Here is an 18,277-nt window from a genome sequence, read left to right as displayed (position 1 = left end):
TCGGCCAAAGAAATTGGGGAGTCGACAGTTCAGGGTCATGGATTTCCGCCGCCGCAGCCTTCGTATCTGGATCGCCGCCGCCATCTTGGTATTGACCACCAGCGTCATGTCGGCGGCGCAATTGGCTTATTCCCGCCAACGCCACATCGATTCGGGGCAGGAACTGGCGCGGGCTTTGTCCAATGCCGCCGCCCAACGGGTGATGTCCAGCATGCAATTGCTGGATCAGTTGCTGCAAGAGGCGGTCAGCCGCATCCCCACCGATGGCCCCGCCCCCGCCGGCACCTTGGAGCCGTTGCGCCCCAAGCTGGCGACCACCAAGGAAATCCGCGCCCTGTCGCTGATCGACGCCGATGGCATCATGCGTCAGGTGGTGCATCGCCAACAGCAAACCCTGTCGCTGCCGGTGGATATCTCGGACCGTCAGCATTACCAATATCAGCGCCGACATTGGTCGGAACAGCGCATGGCCTTGTCACCGCCGGCCACCGACCGATTGACCGAATCCATGGCTTGGTTCGCCTCGCGGCCGGTGATCAGCCCGGATGGGCGCTTCCTCGGTATGGCCGGCATGGCCCTGGAGCCGGACTTGCTCGCCGCCCCGCTGCGAGCCGCCACCCCGGGCGAAGGCGACGCCGCCGGAATTTTCTCGACCGAAGGCGTGCTGTTCGCCCGCCATCCCTTCGCCCCGCAAGCCATCGGTCGATCCATCGCCAGTTCGGCGGTGTTCCTGGCCTATGGTGAATTGGGCGAAAGCGGCAGCGTGCGCGAGTTGGTCAGCATCACCGACGACATCCCGCGTACGGTGGGGTTCACCAAGGTTCCCGGTTATCCGCTGGTGGTCAATGTCGGCATCAGCCATGAAAGATTGCTGCACCAATGGGTGCGCGAAGCGCAAATCCACGGCGGCATCCAACTGGCCCTGACCGCCACCATCTTCTTGCTGGCCTGGGGCATGGTGCGGGCGGAACACCAGCATCAAAGCGCCGCCGAAAGGCTGCGGGCGACGGAACGCGACCACATCGACACGCTGTCGCGCGAGGTGGAAACCCGCACGGCGGAATTGCAGCAATCCCTGGAAGCCTTGCAAGAAAGCGAGGAACGCTTTCGCCTGATCGCCGACATCTCGCCGTTGCCGCTGGTGGTCACCCGCCGCTCGGACGGCGTAGTGATCTACATCAACGCCCAGGCGGCCGAGGCCTTTCAGGTGCCCCAAGCCGAGGCCTATGGCAAGGTGGCGCCCAATTTCTGGGAAAGCCCGGCGGATCGCTCGCGCATGGTCGAATCCCTGGTCAACACCGGCATCGTGCGCAACCTGGAAGCCGTGTTGAAACGGGCCGACGGTGAACGCTTCACCGCGCTCTTATCGGCGGCCTTCGGCTCCCTCAAGGGCGAGGCCATGGTCCTGGTCAGCGTGCTGGACATCAGCGAACGCAAACGCCTGGAACAGGAACTGGCCCGGTCCAACGCCGAGCTGGAACGTTTTTCCTATGCCATTTCCCACGATTTGCAGGAACCGCTGCGCATGGTGGCCAGCTATGTGGGGCTGATTGAACGGCGCTATGGCGACACCCTGGACCAGGAAGGCCGTGACTTCGTCACTTATGCCATCGACGGCGCCAAGCGTATGTCGCGCATGATCAGCGATTTGCTGGATTACTCACGCCTGCGCCGGCAGGCCTGGCACTTTGAAATCACCGATTTGAACGCCGTGATCGCCGACGCCCTGGCCAACCTGGCCACCAGCATCGAAAGCAATGGCGCCGACATCTCGGTCGAAAGTCTGCCCACCTTACCCGCCGATCCCAGCCAGATCATGCGGGTCATGCAAAATCTGATCGGCAACGCCCTGAAATACCGGGCGGCGGACCGCCCGCCCCGGATCAAGGTCAGCGCCCGCCGGGACGACGGCTTGTGGATCTTCGAATTTGCCGACAATGGCCGCGGCTTCGACACCGGGGAAGAGCAGCGCCTGTTCCAGGTCTTCCAACGCTTGCATCCCAATAGCGGCATCGGCGGTTCCGGCATTGGTTTGGCGCTGTGCCGGTCGATCATCACCGCCCATGGCGGCACCATCTGGGGACGCAGTGACGGCCCCGACCAGGGCGCCACCTTCGGCTTCAGCCTGCCGGTCGAGCGCGACATGAAAAAAGGCGCGGAGTAAACCCCGCGCCTTTTTGGTCGTCGGTGGAAAAGTCAGACCATGCCCAGCGCGGCCTTGTACAGTTCCAGCAACTGGTCGATCTCTTCGCGCTCCTGCTCTTCCATGCGGCGCAGGGCAATCAACTTGCGGATGATCTTGGTGTCGAAGCCTTGGCTTTTCGCCTGGGCATAAACGTCCTTGATATCGGCGGACAACGCCTTCTTTTCTTCTTCCAGCCGCTCGATGCGCTCAACGAACTGGCGCAATGCCTCGGCGGCAATGCCCCCGATCTGGCTGTTGTTCTGGTCGTCGCTCATCTGTTCATTCCTCGGCCTCGAATGGGTGCCAGACCATAATGCGCCACCGTTTCCGGTTCAAGCCGGGAAAAATTCGCCGGATAAGGTGCGCACCCGATGCATGAAAAAACACCCGGAGATATGATGCGCACAACACGGAAAATTCGCGTAAAGAGAGCATGGCCATGAACACGCCGTCGTCGCAGCCCCGCATCATGTTGGTCGAGGACATCCCCGCCATGCGTTTGCTGGTCCGGCAGATGTTGAGGTCATTGGGCATCGATCAGATCATCGAAGCCAATGACGGCTCCACCGCATTGCAGTTGGTCCGGGCTCAACCCGTAGATGTGGTCCTGTCCGACTGGAACATGATTCCCATGACCGGACTGCAGCTTCTGATGGCCATGCGCGAAGACCCGGCGACCAGCCACATCCCCTTCATCATGATCACCGGCGAAGGGTCGATGGAGCATGTGCAACGCGCCCGCTCGGCTGGCGTTAACGGCTATCTGATCAAGCCCTTCGGCCTTGATGCCCTGACCCGCCAATTGACCAAGGTGGTCCGGTGGCGCCCCGCCGCCTGAATCGAAAGTATGACACTGCGTGCTGCCAATGATCAGGCGCCTAAGACTAACGCCTTGTGGGACTTGCCCGGGGATACTGGCATCCTGAGCCGATCGATGATTGGCTTTCGAGAGTCCAGATCATGCCTGTTCGCACCGTTCTTGTGGTTGAAGACAGCCCGCTGACCCGCCGCATGATCCGCCGCATGCTGGAACAGCATGGCAGCCTGGATGTGGTCGAGGCCGGAGACGGGCGCGAGGCGATGGAAATCCTGAACAGCCAAGCCGTCGACATCGTACTGTCGGATTTGCATATGGAACCCATGGACGGCCACGGCCTGATGGCGGAAATGCGCCTGCGTCCCGCACTGGCCCATTTGCCCTTCATCATGATGACGGCCCAGCATTGCCCCGACAGCATCCGCCGGACCATTGGCGACCACAGCAGCCATTACCTGCCCAAGCCATTCACGCGCGAGCAATTATACGCCGCCCTGCAACGCAGCAGCGCCCGCCAAGCCGCCTGATCAAAACACCTGCACACGCCGCAACGACGGATCGGCCAGCACCGGCGCCAAGATTCGGGCCAGGATATCGGCCCAGCGGCGACACCCTTCCTCGTCCCGCACCAGATCCTGACGGATTTCAAAGGATACATGCGGCAGCCCCGCCGCTCCGGCATGGGTATCGAGGGTGTAATTGATCTCGCGCCCCGAATAAGGCTGGTTGTCGCCCACGCATAATCCGGGCACCTGGCGCAAGGAATCGATCACCGGCAGGGCCATGCGACCGTCGCGGTTCCACAACACGCCGACTTGCCAAGGCCGCTGAAACCCCTGCATGCACGGGGTGAAACTATGCACCGAAATCATCGCCGGCACCGGCCCATGGCGGAACATGCGCCCCAGCACGGTGCCGATCTCGCGGTGGTAAGGCCAGAACCACGCCCCGGCCCGGGCTTCCGCCTCGGCATCGTCCACATTATGATTGCCGGGCACCGTGACCCCACAGGTACAATGCGGGATCGAGGACGGATCACCGGGTTGGCGGTTGCAATCGATGACCAGACGGCTGATTCCGGCCAAAATGGCGTGACACCCCAGCCGCTCGGCCAGCAGACGAGAGATGGTGGCGGCACCGATATCCCAGGCCACGTGATCGGTCAGGCTATCGGCGGCCAATCCCAGATCGCCATGGCGTGACGGAATAACCGCCGAGGCATGATCGCAGACGATCAGCACCGATGGGTCATGGGTGGCGTCGAGGCGCTGAAACGGCACGGGATCGTTGTCGGGATGGGCGATAAACTGTAACATGCCTACATAGATAAATGGCGCCGCAGAAAAAATCCATCAATGGGTTGACAGCCTATGGGGGTTTCCGTATTTTCGCCGCCTCCGGTCGCGCACCCGGACTAGACCATTCGCGACCTAAAAGCTTTAGGGAAGTTGGATTATGAAGATTCGCAATTCGCTGAAGTCGGCCAAGCTGCGCGACAAGAACTGCCGTATTGTCCGCCGCAAGGGCCGCGTGTTCGTCATCAACAAGACGAACCCCCGCTTCAAGGCTCGCCAGGGCTGATCGCCCGGCCGGACCGAAAGTAAAAACCGCGCCCCACCTGGAGCGCGGTTTTTTCTTGCCGTCTTGCCAAGGACTTTCGCCGTGCCCACATGCAGGTCATGGCACGGATCATTGGCTTTCTGATGGCGATTATCCTGCTTGGCGCGGCCAATGCCTGCTCGCCAAAGCCGCCCAGCCATGCTGAAATCCAGCCCGGCCTGGACCGTCTGTTCCAGCAATTGCACACCACCACCAATCCCGCCGAAGCCCGCCTGCTCGAGGCGACCATCCGCCATGTGTGGTCGCGCAGCAATCAGCCCGAGGTGGAGCGAATGATGAAATGGGCCAAGGCCGCCCTGCATGGCGGCGATCTGCCCACCGCCTTTCACCTGCTCGATCAGATCGTGCTCAAGGCCCCCGATCTGGTGGCGGCCTGGAACATGCGGGCGACCTTGCATTACGCCCAAGACGATTATGCCGCGGCCCTGGCCGATATCGCCGTCACCTTGACGCTGGAGCCGCGCCATTTCGGCGCCTGGGCCGGATTGGGGCTGATCATGCGGGAGATGGGACAAGAGCGCGCTGCCCTGGCGGCATTTGAAACCGCGCTGGACCTGAACCCGCACCTGACCGACCTGCGCGACGATGTCAGCCAGTTGCGCAATCAGGTGATCGGCTTGGCGCTGTGATCAGCCGCCGGCAGCGATGGCATCCAACTGGCCGCGATCAAGGCGGAAAGTGTTGGGGCGGATTTCCTGAACCACTCCCAAACGCTTGAATTCCGCCACCGTGCGGCTGGAGGTTTCGGTGGTCAGCGACAAGATGGCGCCCACATCCTCGCGCCCCAGCATGCGGCACAGGCCGTCCTCGCTCAATCCCGACAGATGCACGAACAGCCGCGCCATACGCTGGCGCGCGGTGCCGGTGTTCAACTCGGTCAGCCATTCATCGGCCAGACGCAGAGAATCGCTCCATTTGTTCATCAATTGGCGATGCAGGCGTGGGGTTTCGCGGTTGAGCCGCTCGACCACCTCGCGCGGCAGACGGCAGACCAGGGCCGTCTGCAACACCTGGGCCGCGTGTTCATAGGGGCGCCCGGCCAGCACCTCGAGCCCGGCCACGTCGCCGGCGCGCAGCAGCCGGACGATGCGGCGGTTGCCGTCGGGCAGGTATTGCACCAGTTTGACCAGACCGCTGCGGATGGTGAAGGCGGCGACGCCCTCGTCCCCCGAATGATACAGCGTCGTCCCGGCATCCAGCATCAGCTCTTCCACCGGCAAATGGATCAGCTGGAAATCCGCTTCCTGCAAATCGGCGAACAGCACCAGATCGCGGATGGCACATGTGCGGCATTCGGCCTTACCCAACCACGCGGCTTCGATCTGACTACGGCGCATCGCCCTGTTTCCGTTACATTATGATTGGATGATAGACTATCGTTTCCGGGCCGCCTGCACCAGACGTTCCAAGCCGTCGAGAAAACGCGAGCGATCCTGTTTGGTGAAGCCTGACGGCCCGCCGGTGACGGTGCCCTGTTCGCGCAAATCGGTCATCAGGTTACGCATGGCCAGTTGCATGCCCATATTGGCCTCTTGAAACGCCCGCCCGCGCGAATCCAGGGGCAGCGCCCCCTTGGCCAGACAGCGGGCGGCCAGCGGAATATCGGCGGTGACCACCACGTCACCGTCCTGGCAGCGTTCGGCGATGACGTCGTCGGCGGCATCGGCGCCTTCGGCCACCACCACCTGCTCGACCAGATAATGGTCGATGCGGTGCCAGCGATTGGCAACGATGATCACCGGCAATTGGTGTCGGGCGGCAACGCGCAAAACCTCGTCCTTGACCGGGCAGGCGTCGCCGTCGATGAAGATGCGGGTCATGAACGGCTCTTTCTATAGAGAACATGGCGGCGCAAGGCATGGCCGGGCGGCAGGACGGGATGATCGAAATCGCCCGCAGTGTCGCGGACCAGACCGATGCGCTCCATCACCCGGCGCGAACGGTGATTGTGCGGTACCGTATAAGCGATGATTTCCGCCAAGCCCAGGGTGGAAAAGCCGAAATCCAGGGCAGCAGCGGCGGCCTCGGCGGCATAGCCGTGGCCCCAATGGCCACGGCCCAGGCGCCAGGCCATTTCCACCGTTTGGCCTTGGGTGGCGAACGGCATGGGCTGGGCCGGTTCGTTCAGCCCGACATAGCCGATGAACGGGCTGCCGCCTTGCACTTCCACCGCCCACAGGCCCCAGCCGCGGGTGGACAGATTATCCATGATGCGCAAGCCCTGGGCGTCGCTTTGACCAGAATCCAGTGTTGACGGCATCAGGGCCATGACCTCGGGGTCAGCGTTGATGAGACGGAAGGCGGCCAGATCGTCGGAGCGCCAGGCGCGCAATATTAGGCGTTGGGTTCGCAACCAGACCCTCCATTCCTGCATGGCTGTTAGTGACAAATGTCACTGAAAACTGGTTAAGCCTCAGCTAAACCTGGACTCGGGACAGGAGGACAAGGCACCCATGAACGCGACCATCGACCCTGATCAGATCACCGAGCGCCAGCCCACCAAGGGCGAGGTTCCGTTTTACCGCGAAAATGGCCAAGCCGTACCGCGCGGCGTCAAGGGATTGTTCCGCAATCTCAAATGGTGGGCCTCGGGCATTCTGCTGGCCTGGTGGCATCTGGGACCGTTCCTGCGCTGGGATCGCGGTCCCGACGCGCCGGGACAAGCCATCTTGCTCGACATGGCCGGACGGCGCGCCTATTTCTTCGATATCGAGATCTGGCCGCAGGAAATCTATTACGTCACCGGCCTGCTGCTGATCGCCGCCATCTCCCTGTTCCTGATGAGCGCCCTGGCCGGGCGTGTCTGGTGCGGCTTCTTGTGCTGGCAGACGGTCTACACCGATCTGTTCCAGAACATCGAACGCTGGGTGATCGGCGAACGCACCGCCCGCATCACTTTTGAACGCGCCCCCACCAGTGTCGGCAAACTGGCCAAGAAGAGTGTGGTGGTCGGCGCCTGGGCACTGGTCTCGGCCGCTTGCGGCATCGGTGTGACGCTGTGGTTCGGCGACGCCTTCCAGATGCTGAAGGACATCTTCACCCTGGAGGCGCCCACCGCCGCCTATGTCTTCATCATCATCATCGGCGGCTTCTGTTTCCTGTTGGGCGGCTTCGCCCGCGAACGGGTGTGCGTCTATATGTGCCCCTATTCGCGCTTCCAGGCGGCCATGTTCGACGAACATTCGCTGATCGTCAGCTATGAAGCCTGGCGCGGCGAACCGCGCGCCCCCGCCCCCAAGGACCGCAATTTCGCTGATCGCGGCCATTGCGTCGATTGCAAGATGTGCGTGCAATCCTGCCCCACCGGCGTCGACATCCGCTTCGGCAACCAATTGGCCTGTATCGGCTGCGGTGTCTGCATCGACGCCTGCGACCAGATCATGGACAAGTTCGGCCTGCCGCGCGGCCTGATCAGCTATGATTCCCAGGTCAACCTGGAAGCGCGCGAGGCCGGACGGAAAGCGCCGGGGATCAAGCCCATCCGCGCCCGCACCGTGCTCTATGCCGGCCTTTTGGCCATCGTCGCCGGCATCATGCTGGTATCGCTGCTGACCCGCTCCACCACCGAAGTCAACGTTTTGCACGAACGCGCGCCGCTTTACGTGCAATTGTCCGACGGATCGGTCCGCAACGGCTATGCCTACAAGATTCTCAACATGGTGCGCGAGGACCGCACCTATGTACTGAAGACCGAAGGCTTGGCTGGCGCCACTTTGGAAGTGGTCGGCGGCAAGGCCGATGCCGCCGAATTGGAGCTGAAGGTGGAAAAGGATCAGGTCGCCACCTACCGCATCTTCGTCAACGTTCCCGAAAACGTTCTGCCCGGACGCAGTGCCGACCTGACTTTTGTCCTGACCGAGCAAGGAAAAAGCGGAAAACCCATCCGCAGCAAGACGCTGTTTGCCGGACCGGATAAATAATCCGCCCATCCCGAGACCCCGGAAAGACATGTGTTTTCCGGGGTCTTTTTTGCCTTGTTTTAAGCCAGACTGCCTATCTTGTCGGCGCGCCCTGGTTGACGACCACGGATAAGCTTGGCCTGGGCGGCGGCATGCCGATTGCTACGGCTGGGGCGGAGCCACAACCCGGAGGCCGTCATGGTGAAATCGGTTTCACCCTTTTCCCGTAAGCCCCAACTGGCCGAATTGGCCAAAGCCGCCGAAGAAATCGCCGCCGGCGACCGCTTCGTCAAAGTCCCCCATCAAACCGGCACTGATGCCGCCGCCCGGCTGGCCCGCGCCGTCGAGGCCATGCGCCAAGCGCTGGTCGAGGCCGATGCCGCCATCGCCGAACAGGAAGCCGACCGCGAGGTGCAGGAACAACGCCACCGCTCCATGGAAAGCTTCATCGGCAAGTTCGAAGGCACGGTCACCGGCGTGCAGCAAAACCTGTCCAATGCCGCCCACAGCATGCGCGACGCCGCCGGCGCCCTGGTCGCCCAGGCCGGCACCGTGGCTGAAAAAAGCCAGCAGGTGCAAACCGGTGCCGCCACCGCCACCAGCGAAGCCGCCGTGCTGGCCGAGGCCGCTGGCCAGTTGGACCAGTCCTTGGGCGAGTTGGAAGGCCGGGCCAGCCGCGCCGCCCAGGTCATCACCCAGGCGGTGGGACTGGTGGATAGCGCCGATGCCACCATTCGCGGCCTGTCCGACGCCGCCGGGCGCATCGGCGGCATGGCTCGCACCATTTCCGACATCGCCGGCCAGACCCGCATGCTGGCGCTCAACGCCACCATCGAGGCGGCAAGAGCGGGTGAGGCCGGCAAGGGCTTTGCCGTGGTCGCCGCCGAGGTCAAGAATCTGGTGACCGAAACCGAGAAAGCCACCGCCGAAATCGACGGGCGCGCCGGCGAGATCCGTCAGGCCACCGATCAGGCGGTGGCAGCCATGAATGCCATCGGCGGCTCCATGCACGAGGTCAACGCCCTGGTCGCCGCCATCGCCGCCACCATGCACCAGCAAAGTGCCGCCAGCCGGGCCATCACCGATGGCGTCCGGGCCACCGCCGCCGAGGCCGAAAGCATGAGCGCCTCCATCGAGGATGTGGCCGAAGCCAGCAGCCAGACCCGAGCCGAAGCCGACAGCGTGCACGCCGCCGCCGGGGCGCTGGGCCAGCAATCGGACACCTTGGGCCAAGCCGTCGGCACCTTCCTGGACGACCTTGATCACGGCGCCATCCGTATCGGCATCCTGCATTCGCTGTCAGGTGGCTCGGCCGTGGGCGAACGTCCGTTGAAGGATGTGCTGCTGATGGAAGTGGCGGCGCTCAACGCCCGTGGCGGCCTGTTGGGACGCCCGGTCGAAGCCCTGCTCTACAATCCGCGATCGGATGCCAAGCGCACCGCCGAACTGGCCGATCAGGCCTTGGGCCACGACCGGGTACAGGCGCTGTTCGGCGCCTGGAGTTCCACCGCGCGCAAGGAAACCCTGCCGGTGCTGGGCCACCGCAACGGCCTGCTGTTCTATCCGTCGCAATACGAGGGGGCCGAGGCCGCTGCCAACGTCGTCTATTGCGGCGCCCCGCCCAACCAGCAATTGCTGCCGGCCATCCAATATCTGATGAGCGCCGAGGGCGGCGGATACAGTCGTTTTTACCTGATCGGCAACGACACCCTGTATCCGCGTCTGACCCACAAGGTGCTGACCGATTACCTGCGCGGACGCGGTATAAGCGGCCAGAGCCTGCGTGAAACCCTGCTGCCGGTGGGCGCCGACGACTGGGCCCGGGCAGTGGCCGATATCCGCGCCTTCGCCCGCGCCGGTGGCGGCAAGGCGCTGGTGGTCAGCACGGTGGGCGGCGACAGCAACTTCCACTTCTTCCGCCAATTGGGCGGCGCCGAGGTGCCGGTGCTCACCGTCTCCATCGGCGAGGCCGAGGCCGCCTTGCTCGATCCCCGCCTGCTGGCCGGCCACATGGTGGCGTGGAACTATCTGATGAGCATCGACACGCCGGAGAACCAGGCCTTCCTGCGCCAGTGGCGGCAACATTGCGCCAACCCCAAGGCGGTGGTCAACGACGCCATGGAGGCGTCGGTCATGGCCTTGCGCCTGTGGGCGGCGGCGGTGGAAGCCTGCGGCAGCACCGAGCCGGACAAGGTGCGCGCGGCCTTGCCCGGACAGAAGACCCGGTCGCTGACCGGTTTCGATGTCTCCGTCGATGACACCAACAACCACCTGCATAAGCCGTGCCTGCTGGGCCGCATGCAGGCCGACGGCTCCATCGCCATCGTCTGGCGCTCGAGCGGACTGATCGCGCCGGAGCCGGAGCAACCCACGCCAGCCCCGGCCCTGGCGGCCGAGTAGCCGGTTGACTTCAACCCCCGCGCCGTGCCAGTTTCGCGGCAATCAATCAATGGAGAAAAGCCATGTCCGGTGTGCTGCAAGGGGTCATTTTGCTGCTGGTCGCGTCGGTCGCCGTCTATGGCCTGCTGATGTGCGTGGGCTCGGGCAAGGCCGCCGGCGACGGCCATGGTCACGGTCATGACAGCCATGGCGGCCACGGCCACCATTAAATCTCGGTTCGCAAAAGCCCCGGCACACCCTGCCGGGGCTTTTTCATACCCCGCAATCAAACCAAAGATAGACAATTTATAACAAAATACACGTTTTAGGTTTATCTGATTTCGTGCCATCCTGCTGGCGGCGTTTCATGCCAACATAAGTGGGGGAGGCCCGACCATGACCACGCAATCCATCACCATCAACAAATCCCGTCCCGGTGGCTGGCTGCCCATGGACGAAGCGGCGCTGGCCGAGTTCCGCCTGGGAATCGAGGCCGAGGTCGCCGCCCATCCCGACCGCCCGCTGGTGCGCCCGGTGCAGGCGCTTTACGACTGCATCATGGAAACGCCGCTTTACCGCATGCACCTGACCCAGGCCATCGAGCAGGCCCACACCGCCGGCTATCGCTTGGGCTATGCCGATATCGACGGGCTGATGCGGCGGATCAACGCGGTCATGCATTACGCCCCGCCGTTTTCCACTTCGTCCCTGGTCGGCTGCCCGCTGAACGCCCTGTTGGACTGGCCCATGTGCATGCCGTCGGGCTTCGCCTTCTTCCAGTTCCCGGCCATCAACGAGAAAATCCGCGCCGTGCTCGGTTATTGGTCGGACTTTTTGTCCGGTCCCAACTCGCGCGATTATCTGAACACCGACAATCCCAAGGGCTGGTTCAGCACCACCGCCGCCACCAAGGTCAACATGTCGGAATTCATCTGCGACCCTGCCCTGCCCCATTGGGGCTATCGCTCGTGGAATGATTTCTTCACCCGTCTGTTCAAGCCGGGCATGCGCCCGGTGGCCAGCCCCGACAATGCGCTGGTGGTGACCGCCGCCTGCGAATCCGGCCCCTATGCGCTACAGACCGGGGTCAATCTGTTCGACAAGTTCTGGATCAAGACCCAGCCCTATTCGTTGATGGACATGTTCACCGCCGACCGCCGCGATCTGGCGGAAACCTTTGTCGGCGGCACCGTCTATCAGGCGTTTCTGTCGGCCTATAATTACCATCGCTGGCATGCGCCGGTATCCGGTACGGTGGTTGACGCCTATGTGGTCAACGGCACCTATTACGCCGACGCGCCGTCGGAAGGTCTGGACCCCGCCGGCCCCAACAATTCCCAAGGCTTCATCACCGCGGTGGCGACGCGGGCGGTGATGGTCATCGACACCGGCAACCCGGCCCTGGGCAAGGTCGGCTGCATCTTCGTCGGCATGGCGGAAATCTCGTCGTGCATCATCGCGGTGAAAATCGGCCAAACCGTGGCCAAGGGCGACGAGATCGGCTATTTCCAATACGGCGGCTCGACCCATTGCCTGATCTTCCAGCCGGGGGTAACGCTGGATTTCATCCCGCCCCAGCCCTACGGCGAGAATGACAGCCAGATCGTGCCGTTGAACTCAGCCTTGGCCAACGTGGTGGTTTAACAGGCGGTGCCGTTTTCGTCGAAATGCAACACGGTGGTTTCGTCGTCCTCGTCATGGACGACGATTTCCGCCCGCTTCAAGGCGCCGTTGGGGTGGTAGTCATAGGCGTGGCCCAGCACCACGGCGCCATAGACGCATTTTTCCAGCCGCACCACCCGCTCGGCGCCGTCGAAATGGGCGCGGATGAAGGTATTGCGGTTGGAGATTTCGGTTTCGGCCAGCGGCCCCACCAGCTTCAACGGCAGGCGCACGCCGGTATAGGTGGTGAAATAGCGGAAATCAGCCATCTCACCCCTCCACCATGTCGTCATCGCCATAGCCTTGGGCATAAAGCAGTGCCGTCAGGTCGCCATGGTCGATGCGCACGCGGGCTTCAGCCGCCACCACCGGCTTGGCCTGATAGGCCACGCCCAGGCCGGCGGCCTTGATCATATCCAGGTCGTTGGCGCCATCGCCCACCGCCGCCGCCAGAGCCAGCGGAATCTTGCGTTCGCCCGCCGTGCCGATCAGCGTGGCCAGTTTGGTTTCACGCCCCAGGATGGGGTCTTCCACCCCCGACAGCTTGCCGTCGGTGAAGATGAAGCGGTTACCCAAATCGATGTCGAAACCGCAAGCCTCACGCACGCGGGTGGTAAAATAGGTGAAGCCGCCCGAGACCAGCACCGCATAGGCGCCGTTGGCCTTCATGGTCTGCACCAAGGTGCGGGCGCCGGGCATCAGCCGGGTCTTGGCCCAGGTTTCGGCCAAGGCGGTTTCCGGTACTCCGGCCATCAGGCCGATCCGTTCCTTGAGCGCGGCCTCGAAGCCGATCTCGCCGTTCATGGCCCGCGCGGTGATGGCGGAAATACGATCCTTGATGCCGGCATATTCGGCCAGTTCGTCCAGGGTCTCACCCACCACCATGGTGGAATCCATGTCGGCCACCAGCAGCAGCTTGCGCCGACCCTGGGCGGCTTGGGCCACCACGTCGACGGCCACTTTACCCAGGCGCTGACGGGCCGCGGCGTCTGCCTGTTCCGGCGCAAGGTCGCCGAAGGCCAGATCGCAGGCCTTGCCCGGCGACAGCCATTGGGCCGCCGCCACATGGGCGCCCAAGGCTTTCAATCCCTGGCGGATATCCGCCACCATGGCGTCGGTCAGACCGACCTTTGGGCCGGCGATCAGCGTCAGTATGTTTTCCATCAATCACCCGGTTGTGCGTGGTCATGGCGGCGGCCAAAGCTTTACGGCCAAGGGCGCCGCTTGGCAAGGGAAGGTTCCGCCCAAGTCCTCAAGATGGTATAGGCAAGACCATGAACCGTCCCGCCATCGTCATCGCCGGTCCCACCGCGTCAGGCAAGTCAGGTCTGGCCCTGGCCATCGCCCGCGCCTTCGACGGCACTGTCATCAACGCCGATTCCATGCAGGTCTATGACGTGCTGCGGGTAATCACCGCCCGCCCCACCCCGGAGGAAGAGGCCCAGGCCCGCCATCGCCTGTATGGCACGTTGCCGCCATCGGTCAACTGCTCCGCCGCCCTGTGGAAAGAGATGGCCGCCGCCGCCATGGAAGAGACCTGGGCGCAGGGCCGACTGCCGGTGGTGGTGGGAGGCACCGGGCTTTATATCCGCACCTTGATGCACGGCATTTCCCCCGCCCCGCCGATTCCCGATGACATCCGCGCCCATACGCGGGCCTTGCTGGCCGAGATGGGCAACGCTGGCTTTCATGCGCAACTGGCCAAGCGCGACCCGGTGATGGCGGCACGGCTGGACCCGGCCAATTCCCAGCGCCTGGCCCGGGCCTGGGAGGTGCTGGAAGCCAGCGGCCAATCCCTGGCCCATTGGCAATCCCTGCCCATGGAAGGGGCGGTGCCGGCGCGCTGGCTGACCCTGGCGCTGGACCCGCCGCGCAACATTCTTTACGCCCAGTGCGACCAACGCTTCCGGGCGATGATGGCGCAAGGGGCGCTGGACGAGGTGCGCGCCTTGCTGGACTTGCGCCTTGATCCGGCGCTGCCGGCCATGAAGGCCCTGGGCGTGCCCGAACTGGCCCGACTGGCTAGTGGCGCCATGACCGAAATCCAGGCGGTGGAAGCGGCGCAACGGGCGACACGAAATTACGCCAAACGGCAGTTGACGTGGTTCCGGCATCAACTTGAAAAGCCAGAGGTGGTTTCTACGCAACTTTCGGAAAGAATTTTTGACGAAATCTTTGCGAAAGTTCGCCACTTTCTATTGACCCCGCCTTAGTGAAGCGATAGGTTGTCCCGCTCGCAGCCACCTTGTGGCCGCACGCGGATGCGTGCGTTTATGGGTGGCTGCTGTTCGCGTTCATAGGAATAAAGGTGCGAAATGGCACAGCACGATGCGCAGATGACCGGTGCGGAAATCCTTTTGAAGGCCCTTGTCGACCAGGGCGTCGAGGTAATTTTCGGCTATCCGGGTGGCGTAGTGCTGCCCATTTACGACGAATTGTTCAAGCAAAACCGCCTGCGCCACATCCTGGTCCGCCATGAGCAGGCCGCCGTCCACGCCGCCGAGGGCTATGCCCGTTCCACCGGGCGCGTCGGCTGCGTTTTGGTGACTTCCGGCCCCGGCGCCACCAACACCATCACCGGCCTGACCGACGCCTTGATGGATTCGGTGCCGTTGGTGTGCATCACCGGCCAGGTTCCGACCAATCTGATCGGCAACGACGCCTTCCAGGAAGCCGACATCACCGGCATCACCCGGCCGTGCACCAAGCACAATTATCTGGTCAAGAAGCCCGATGATCTGGCCCGGACGGTGCACGAAGCCTTCCACGTCGCCAAGTCGGGCCGTCCCGGCCCGGTGGTCATCGACCTGCCCAAGGATGTCATCACCGGTCGCGGCGAATACCAATCGCCCAGCAAGCTGAAGACCAAGTACAAGCCGCAGGTCAAGGGCGACCTCAAGGCCATCGAAAAAGCCGCCGAGATGATCGCCGCCGCCAAGCGCCCGGTGTTCTATGTCGGTGGCGGCGTGGTCAATTCCGGTGTCGCCGCCTGCCAGTTGCTGACCCAGTTCGTGCGCATGACCGGCTATCCGTGCACGCAGACGCTGATGGGCCTGGGCGCCTTCCCGGCTTCCGACCCGCTTTCGGTGGGCATGCTGGGCATGCACGGCACCTACGAGGCCAATCTGGCCATGCACGGCGCCGACCTGATCATCAATGTCGGCGCCCGCTTCGATGATCGCATCACCGGTCGGCTGAAGGACTTTGCCCCCACCGCCAAGAAGATCCATATCGACATCGACCCCAGCTCGGTCAACAAGAACGTCATGGTCGATCTGGCGGTGATCGGCGACGCCGCCCACATCCTGGAAGACCTGATCAAGGTGTGGAAGGCCAAGCAGTGCCGCCCGCATGAAAAGGCGCTGAAGGAATGGTGGGCGACCATCGAGGGCTGGCGCGGTCGCAACTGCCTGCACTACGAAAACAGCAACAAGATCATCAAGCCGCAATACGCCATCCAGCGGCTTTATGAACTGACCAAGTACAAGAACCCCTACATCACCACCGAAGTGGGCCAGCACCAGATGTGGGCGGCCCAGCACTTCAAGTTCGAGCAGCCCTGCCATTGGATGACCTCGGGCGGCTTGGGCACCATGGGCTACGGCCTGCCGGCGGCCATGGGCGTGCAGGTGGCTTATCCCAATGCCCTGGTCATCGACATCGCCGGCGAAAGCTCGATCCAGATGAACATCCAGGAAATGGCCACGCTCTGCCAGCATCGCCTGCCGGTGAAGGTGTTCATCTTGAACAACCAGTACATGGGCATGGTGCGCCAGTGGCAGGAACTGATCCATGGCGGTCGTTATTCCGAAAGCCACATGGAACACCACCCCGACTTCGTCAAGCTGGCCGATGCCTTTGGCGCCGTCGGCCTGCGCGCCACCAAGCCCAGTGAGGTGGACGACGTCATCAAGGAAATGCTGGCGGTGGACCGCCCGGTGATCGTCGATGTCCGCACCGACGCGTCTGAAAACTGCTTCCCCATGATCATGCCCGGCATGGCCCATAACGAAATGGTGCTCGGCCCGGAGGAAAACGTCCGCGTCGAGCCCGGCTCGGACGAAGGCGGCATGGTTCTGGTCTAAGGCATAAGGAACAGCAACGTGAGCAAAGAGCAAGAGATCCAGCGCCACACCATCGCCGTGCTGGTCGCCAACGAATCGGGCGTGCTGGCCCGTGTCATCGGCCTGTTCTCGGGCCGCGGCTACAACATCGAAAGCCTGACGGTGGCCGAGGTCGACACCAAGGAAGCGCTGTCGCGCATCACCATCGTCACCAGCGGCACCCAGATGATCGTCGAGCAGATCAAGAACCAGCTGCGCCGGCTGGTGCCCATCTACAAGGTGGCCGATCTGACCACCGATGGCCCCCATGTCAGCCGTGAGCTGGCCCTGGTCAAGGTGTCGAGCACCGGTGAAAAGCGGGTGGAATCCCTGCGCATCGCCGACATCTTCCGCGCCAACGTCATCGACAGCACCAACGAAAGCTTCGTCTTCGAAGTGGTGGGGGCCACCGAGAAGGTGGACGCCTTCATCAAGCTGATGGAGCCCCTGGGTCTGGTCGATGTGTCGCGTACCGGTGTCGCCGCCATTGCGCGCGGCGCCAATCCGCTTTAAACACTTCGCCCAGATTTCTATCGGGCCGAATTCCCGTTTTGTCAGGAAGGAATGTTTCCATGCGCGTTTATTACGATCGTGACGCCGACGTCAATCTGATCAAGGGCAAGAAGGTCGCCGTGGTCGGCTATGGCAGCCAGGGCCACGCCCATGCGCTGAACCTGCGCGATTCCGGCATCAAGGACGTGGCCGTGGCGCTGCGCGCCGGCTCGGCCACCATCAAGAAGGCCGAAGGCGAAGGCCTGAAGGTCATGACCCCGGCCGACGCCGCCGCCTGGGCCGACGTGGTCATGATCCTGACCCCGGACGAATTGCAGGCCGAGCTTTACTACCGCGACTTGGCCGACAACATGAAGCAGAACGCCGCCCTGGTGTTCGCCCATGGCCTCAACGTGCATTTCGGCCTGATCGTGCCGCGCCCGGACCTGGACGTGTTCATGGTCGCCCCCAAGGGCCCCGGCCACACCGTGCGCGGTGAATACCTGAAGGGCGGCGGCGTTCCCTGCCTGGTCGCCGTGGCTCAGAACGCCACCGGCAACGCCCTGGAAATCGCTTTGTCCTATGCCTCCGCCATCGGCGGCGGTCGGTCCGGCATCATCGAGACCAATTTCCGCGAGGAATGCGAGACCGATCTGTTCGGCGAGCAGGTCGTCCTGTGCGGCGGCTTGACCAAGCTGATCCAGTACGGTTTCGAAACCCTGGTCGAAGCCGGCTATGCCCCGGAAATGGCCTATTTCGAGTGCCTGCACGAGGTCAAGCTGATCGTCGACCTGATCTATGAAGGCGGCATCGCCAACATGCGCTACTCGATCTCGAACACCGCCGAATACGGCGATTACGTCACCGGCCCGCGCATCATCACCGAAGAAACCAAGAAGGAAATGAAGCGCGTGCTGGAAGACATCCAGCAGGGCCGTTTCGTCCGCGATTGGATGCTGGAATGCAAGGCTGGCCAGCCCAGCTTCAAGGCCACCCGCCGCATCCAGTCTGAACACCCGATCGAGCAGGTGGGCGAACGCCTGCGCGGCATGATGCCGTGGATTTCCAAGAACAAGCTGGTGGACAAGGCCAAGAACTAAGGCCGGTCTTTCAGTATCGA

Annotated in this window: 20 protein-coding genes; 13 read left to right on the top strand and 7 right to left on the bottom strand. The window is 63.1% G+C overall.

Translation table 11 applies throughout. The features are described 5' to 3' along the window. Window positions 1–37: 37 nt before the first annotated feature. Window positions 38–2,164 carry an ATP-binding protein gene (locus MGMSRV2_RS02365; protein WP_024078716.1) on the top strand — a complete coding sequence of 709 codons (2,127 nt, stop codon included), beginning with the start codon at window positions 38–40 and terminating at the stop codon, window positions 2,162–2,164. Window positions 2,165–2,196: 32 nt separating this feature from the next. Here the strand turns inward: MGMSRV2_RS02365 and MGMSRV2_RS02360 are convergent, their stop codons facing one another. Next, entirely contained in the window at window positions 2,197–2,460 is a 264-nt protein-coding gene (locus MGMSRV2_RS02360) for a DUF2312 domain-containing protein (protein ID WP_024078715.1), read from the bottom strand. A gap of 164 nt (window positions 2,461–2,624) precedes the next feature. Here MGMSRV2_RS02360 and MGMSRV2_RS02355 point away from each other — a divergent pair, with 164 nt between their 5' ends. Further along, entirely contained in the window at window positions 2,625–3,023 is a 399-nt protein-coding gene (locus MGMSRV2_RS02355; protein ID WP_024078714.1) for a response regulator, read from the top strand. 122 nt (window positions 3,024–3,145) lie between these two features. Further along, window positions 3,146–3,529 (top strand): response regulator, encoded by a 384-nt coding sequence (locus MGMSRV2_RS02350; protein ID WP_024078713.1) that lies wholly within the window; start codon window positions 3,146–3,148, stop codon window positions 3,527–3,529. Here the strand turns inward: MGMSRV2_RS02350 and MGMSRV2_RS02345 are convergent, their stop codons facing one another. Beyond that, window positions 3,530–4,318, bottom strand: a complete 789-nt coding sequence (locus MGMSRV2_RS02345) for an N-formylglutamate amidohydrolase (protein ID WP_024078712.1) — start codon at window positions 4,316–4,318, stop codon at window positions 3,530–3,532. Between the two features lie 139 nt (window positions 4,319–4,457). On the opposite strand from MGMSRV2_RS02345, the gene ykgO reads away from it, so the two are divergent. Both ykgO and MGMSRV2_RS02335 read left to right on the top strand, forming a co-directional pair. Next, complete coding sequence (gene ykgO, locus MGMSRV2_RS02340) at window positions 4,458–4,583, top strand: type B 50S ribosomal protein L36 (RefSeq protein WP_041633398.1); 126 nt, start codon at window positions 4,458–4,460, stop codon at window positions 4,581–4,583. Window positions 4,584–4,681: 98 nt separating this feature from the next. After that, window positions 4,682–5,251, top strand: a complete 570-nt coding sequence (locus MGMSRV2_RS02335) for a tetratricopeptide repeat protein (RefSeq protein ID WP_144084260.1) — start codon at window positions 4,682–4,684, stop codon at window positions 5,249–5,251. On the opposite strand, the gene MGMSRV2_RS02330 is transcribed toward MGMSRV2_RS02335, so the two are convergent. The 3 genes from MGMSRV2_RS02330 to MGMSRV2_RS02320 are packed head-to-tail and all read right to left on the bottom strand — an operon-like array spanning window position 5,252 to window position 6,954. After that, window positions 5,252–5,959 (bottom strand): Crp/Fnr family transcriptional regulator, encoded by a 708-nt coding sequence (locus MGMSRV2_RS02330; protein ID WP_024078710.1) that lies wholly within the window; start codon window positions 5,957–5,959, stop codon window positions 5,252–5,254. Window positions 5,960–5,995: 36 nt separating this feature from the next. After that, window positions 5,996–6,442 (bottom strand): YaiI/YqxD family protein, encoded by a 447-nt coding sequence (locus MGMSRV2_RS02325; protein WP_024078709.1) that lies wholly within the window; start codon window positions 6,440–6,442, stop codon window positions 5,996–5,998. Next, complete coding sequence (locus MGMSRV2_RS02320; RefSeq protein WP_242410709.1) at window positions 6,439–6,954, bottom strand: GNAT family N-acetyltransferase; 516 nt, start codon at window positions 6,952–6,954, stop codon at window positions 6,439–6,441. The genes MGMSRV2_RS02325 and MGMSRV2_RS02320 overlap by 4 nt, the downstream gene beginning before the upstream one ends. A gap of 121 nt (window positions 6,955–7,075) precedes the next feature. Between MGMSRV2_RS02320 and ccoG the strand changes: the two genes are divergently transcribed. From ccoG to MGMSRV2_RS02305, 4 genes are all read left to right on the top strand, one after another. Then, window positions 7,076–8,542, top strand: coding sequence for a cytochrome c oxidase accessory protein CcoG (ccoG, locus tag MGMSRV2_RS02315; protein ID WP_024078707.1), 1,467 nt, complete (start codon window positions 7,076–7,078; stop codon window positions 8,540–8,542). A 177-nt stretch (window positions 8,543–8,719) separates the two neighbouring features. Continuing rightward, window positions 8,720–10,921 (top strand): transporter substrate-binding protein, encoded by a 2,202-nt coding sequence (locus MGMSRV2_RS02310; RefSeq protein WP_024078706.1) that lies wholly within the window; start codon window positions 8,720–8,722, stop codon window positions 10,919–10,921. Window positions 10,922–10,983: 62 nt separating this feature from the next. Next, complete coding sequence (locus MGMSRV2_RS21325; RefSeq protein ID WP_024078705.1) at window positions 10,984–11,130, top strand: hypothetical protein; 147 nt, start codon at window positions 10,984–10,986, stop codon at window positions 11,128–11,130. Window positions 11,131–11,296: 166 nt separating this feature from the next. Beyond that, entirely contained in the window at window positions 11,297–12,544 is a 1,248-nt protein-coding gene (locus MGMSRV2_RS02305; protein WP_024078704.1) for a phosphatidylserine decarboxylase family protein, read from the top strand. On the opposite strand, the gene MGMSRV2_RS02300 is transcribed toward MGMSRV2_RS02305, so the two are convergent. Next, window positions 12,541–12,831, bottom strand: coding sequence for a DUF6156 family protein (locus MGMSRV2_RS02300; RefSeq protein WP_024078703.1), 291 nt, complete (start codon window positions 12,829–12,831; stop codon window positions 12,541–12,543). The two genes, MGMSRV2_RS02305 and MGMSRV2_RS02300, sit on opposite strands and share 4 nt — an antisense overlap. A gap of 1 nt (window position 12,832) precedes the next feature. Beyond that, complete coding sequence (gene serB, locus MGMSRV2_RS02295) at window positions 12,833–13,726, bottom strand: phosphoserine phosphatase SerB (protein WP_024078702.1); 894 nt, start codon at window positions 13,724–13,726, stop codon at window positions 12,833–12,835. A gap of 110 nt (window positions 13,727–13,836) precedes the next feature. Between serB and miaA the strand changes: the two genes are divergently transcribed. The 4 genes from miaA (at window position 13,837) to ilvC (ending at window position 18,257) form a co-directional block, all read left to right on the top strand. After that, window positions 13,837–14,775, top strand: coding sequence for a tRNA (adenosine(37)-N6)-dimethylallyltransferase MiaA (gene miaA, locus MGMSRV2_RS02290; RefSeq protein WP_024078701.1), 939 nt, complete (start codon window positions 13,837–13,839; stop codon window positions 14,773–14,775). A 102-nt stretch (window positions 14,776–14,877) separates the two neighbouring features. After that, on the top strand, window positions 14,878–16,647 hold the full coding sequence (locus MGMSRV2_RS02285; protein WP_024078700.1) for an acetolactate synthase 3 large subunit: 1,770 nt from the start codon (window positions 14,878–14,880) through the stop codon (window positions 16,645–16,647). An 18-nt stretch (window positions 16,648–16,665) separates the two neighbouring features. Continuing rightward, window positions 16,666–17,178 (top strand): acetolactate synthase small subunit, encoded by a 513-nt coding sequence (gene ilvN / locus MGMSRV2_RS02280; protein ID WP_024078699.1) that lies wholly within the window; start codon window positions 16,666–16,668, stop codon window positions 17,176–17,178. Between the two features lie 59 nt (window positions 17,179–17,237). Further along, on the top strand, window positions 17,238–18,257 hold the full coding sequence (gene ilvC, locus MGMSRV2_RS02275; RefSeq protein ID WP_024078698.1) for a ketol-acid reductoisomerase: 1,020 nt from the start codon (window positions 17,238–17,240) through the stop codon (window positions 18,255–18,257). The last annotated feature ends 20 nt before the right edge of the window (window positions 18,258–18,277 follow it).

Source organism: Magnetospirillum gryphiswaldense MSR-1 v2 (assembly GCF_000513295.1).
Taxonomy (GTDB): domain Bacteria; phylum Pseudomonadota; class Alphaproteobacteria; order Rhodospirillales; family Magnetospirillaceae; genus Magnetospirillum; species Magnetospirillum gryphiswaldense.
Note: the sequence above shows the minus strand (reverse complement) of the source record. Positions and strands in the feature narration are given on the sequence as shown.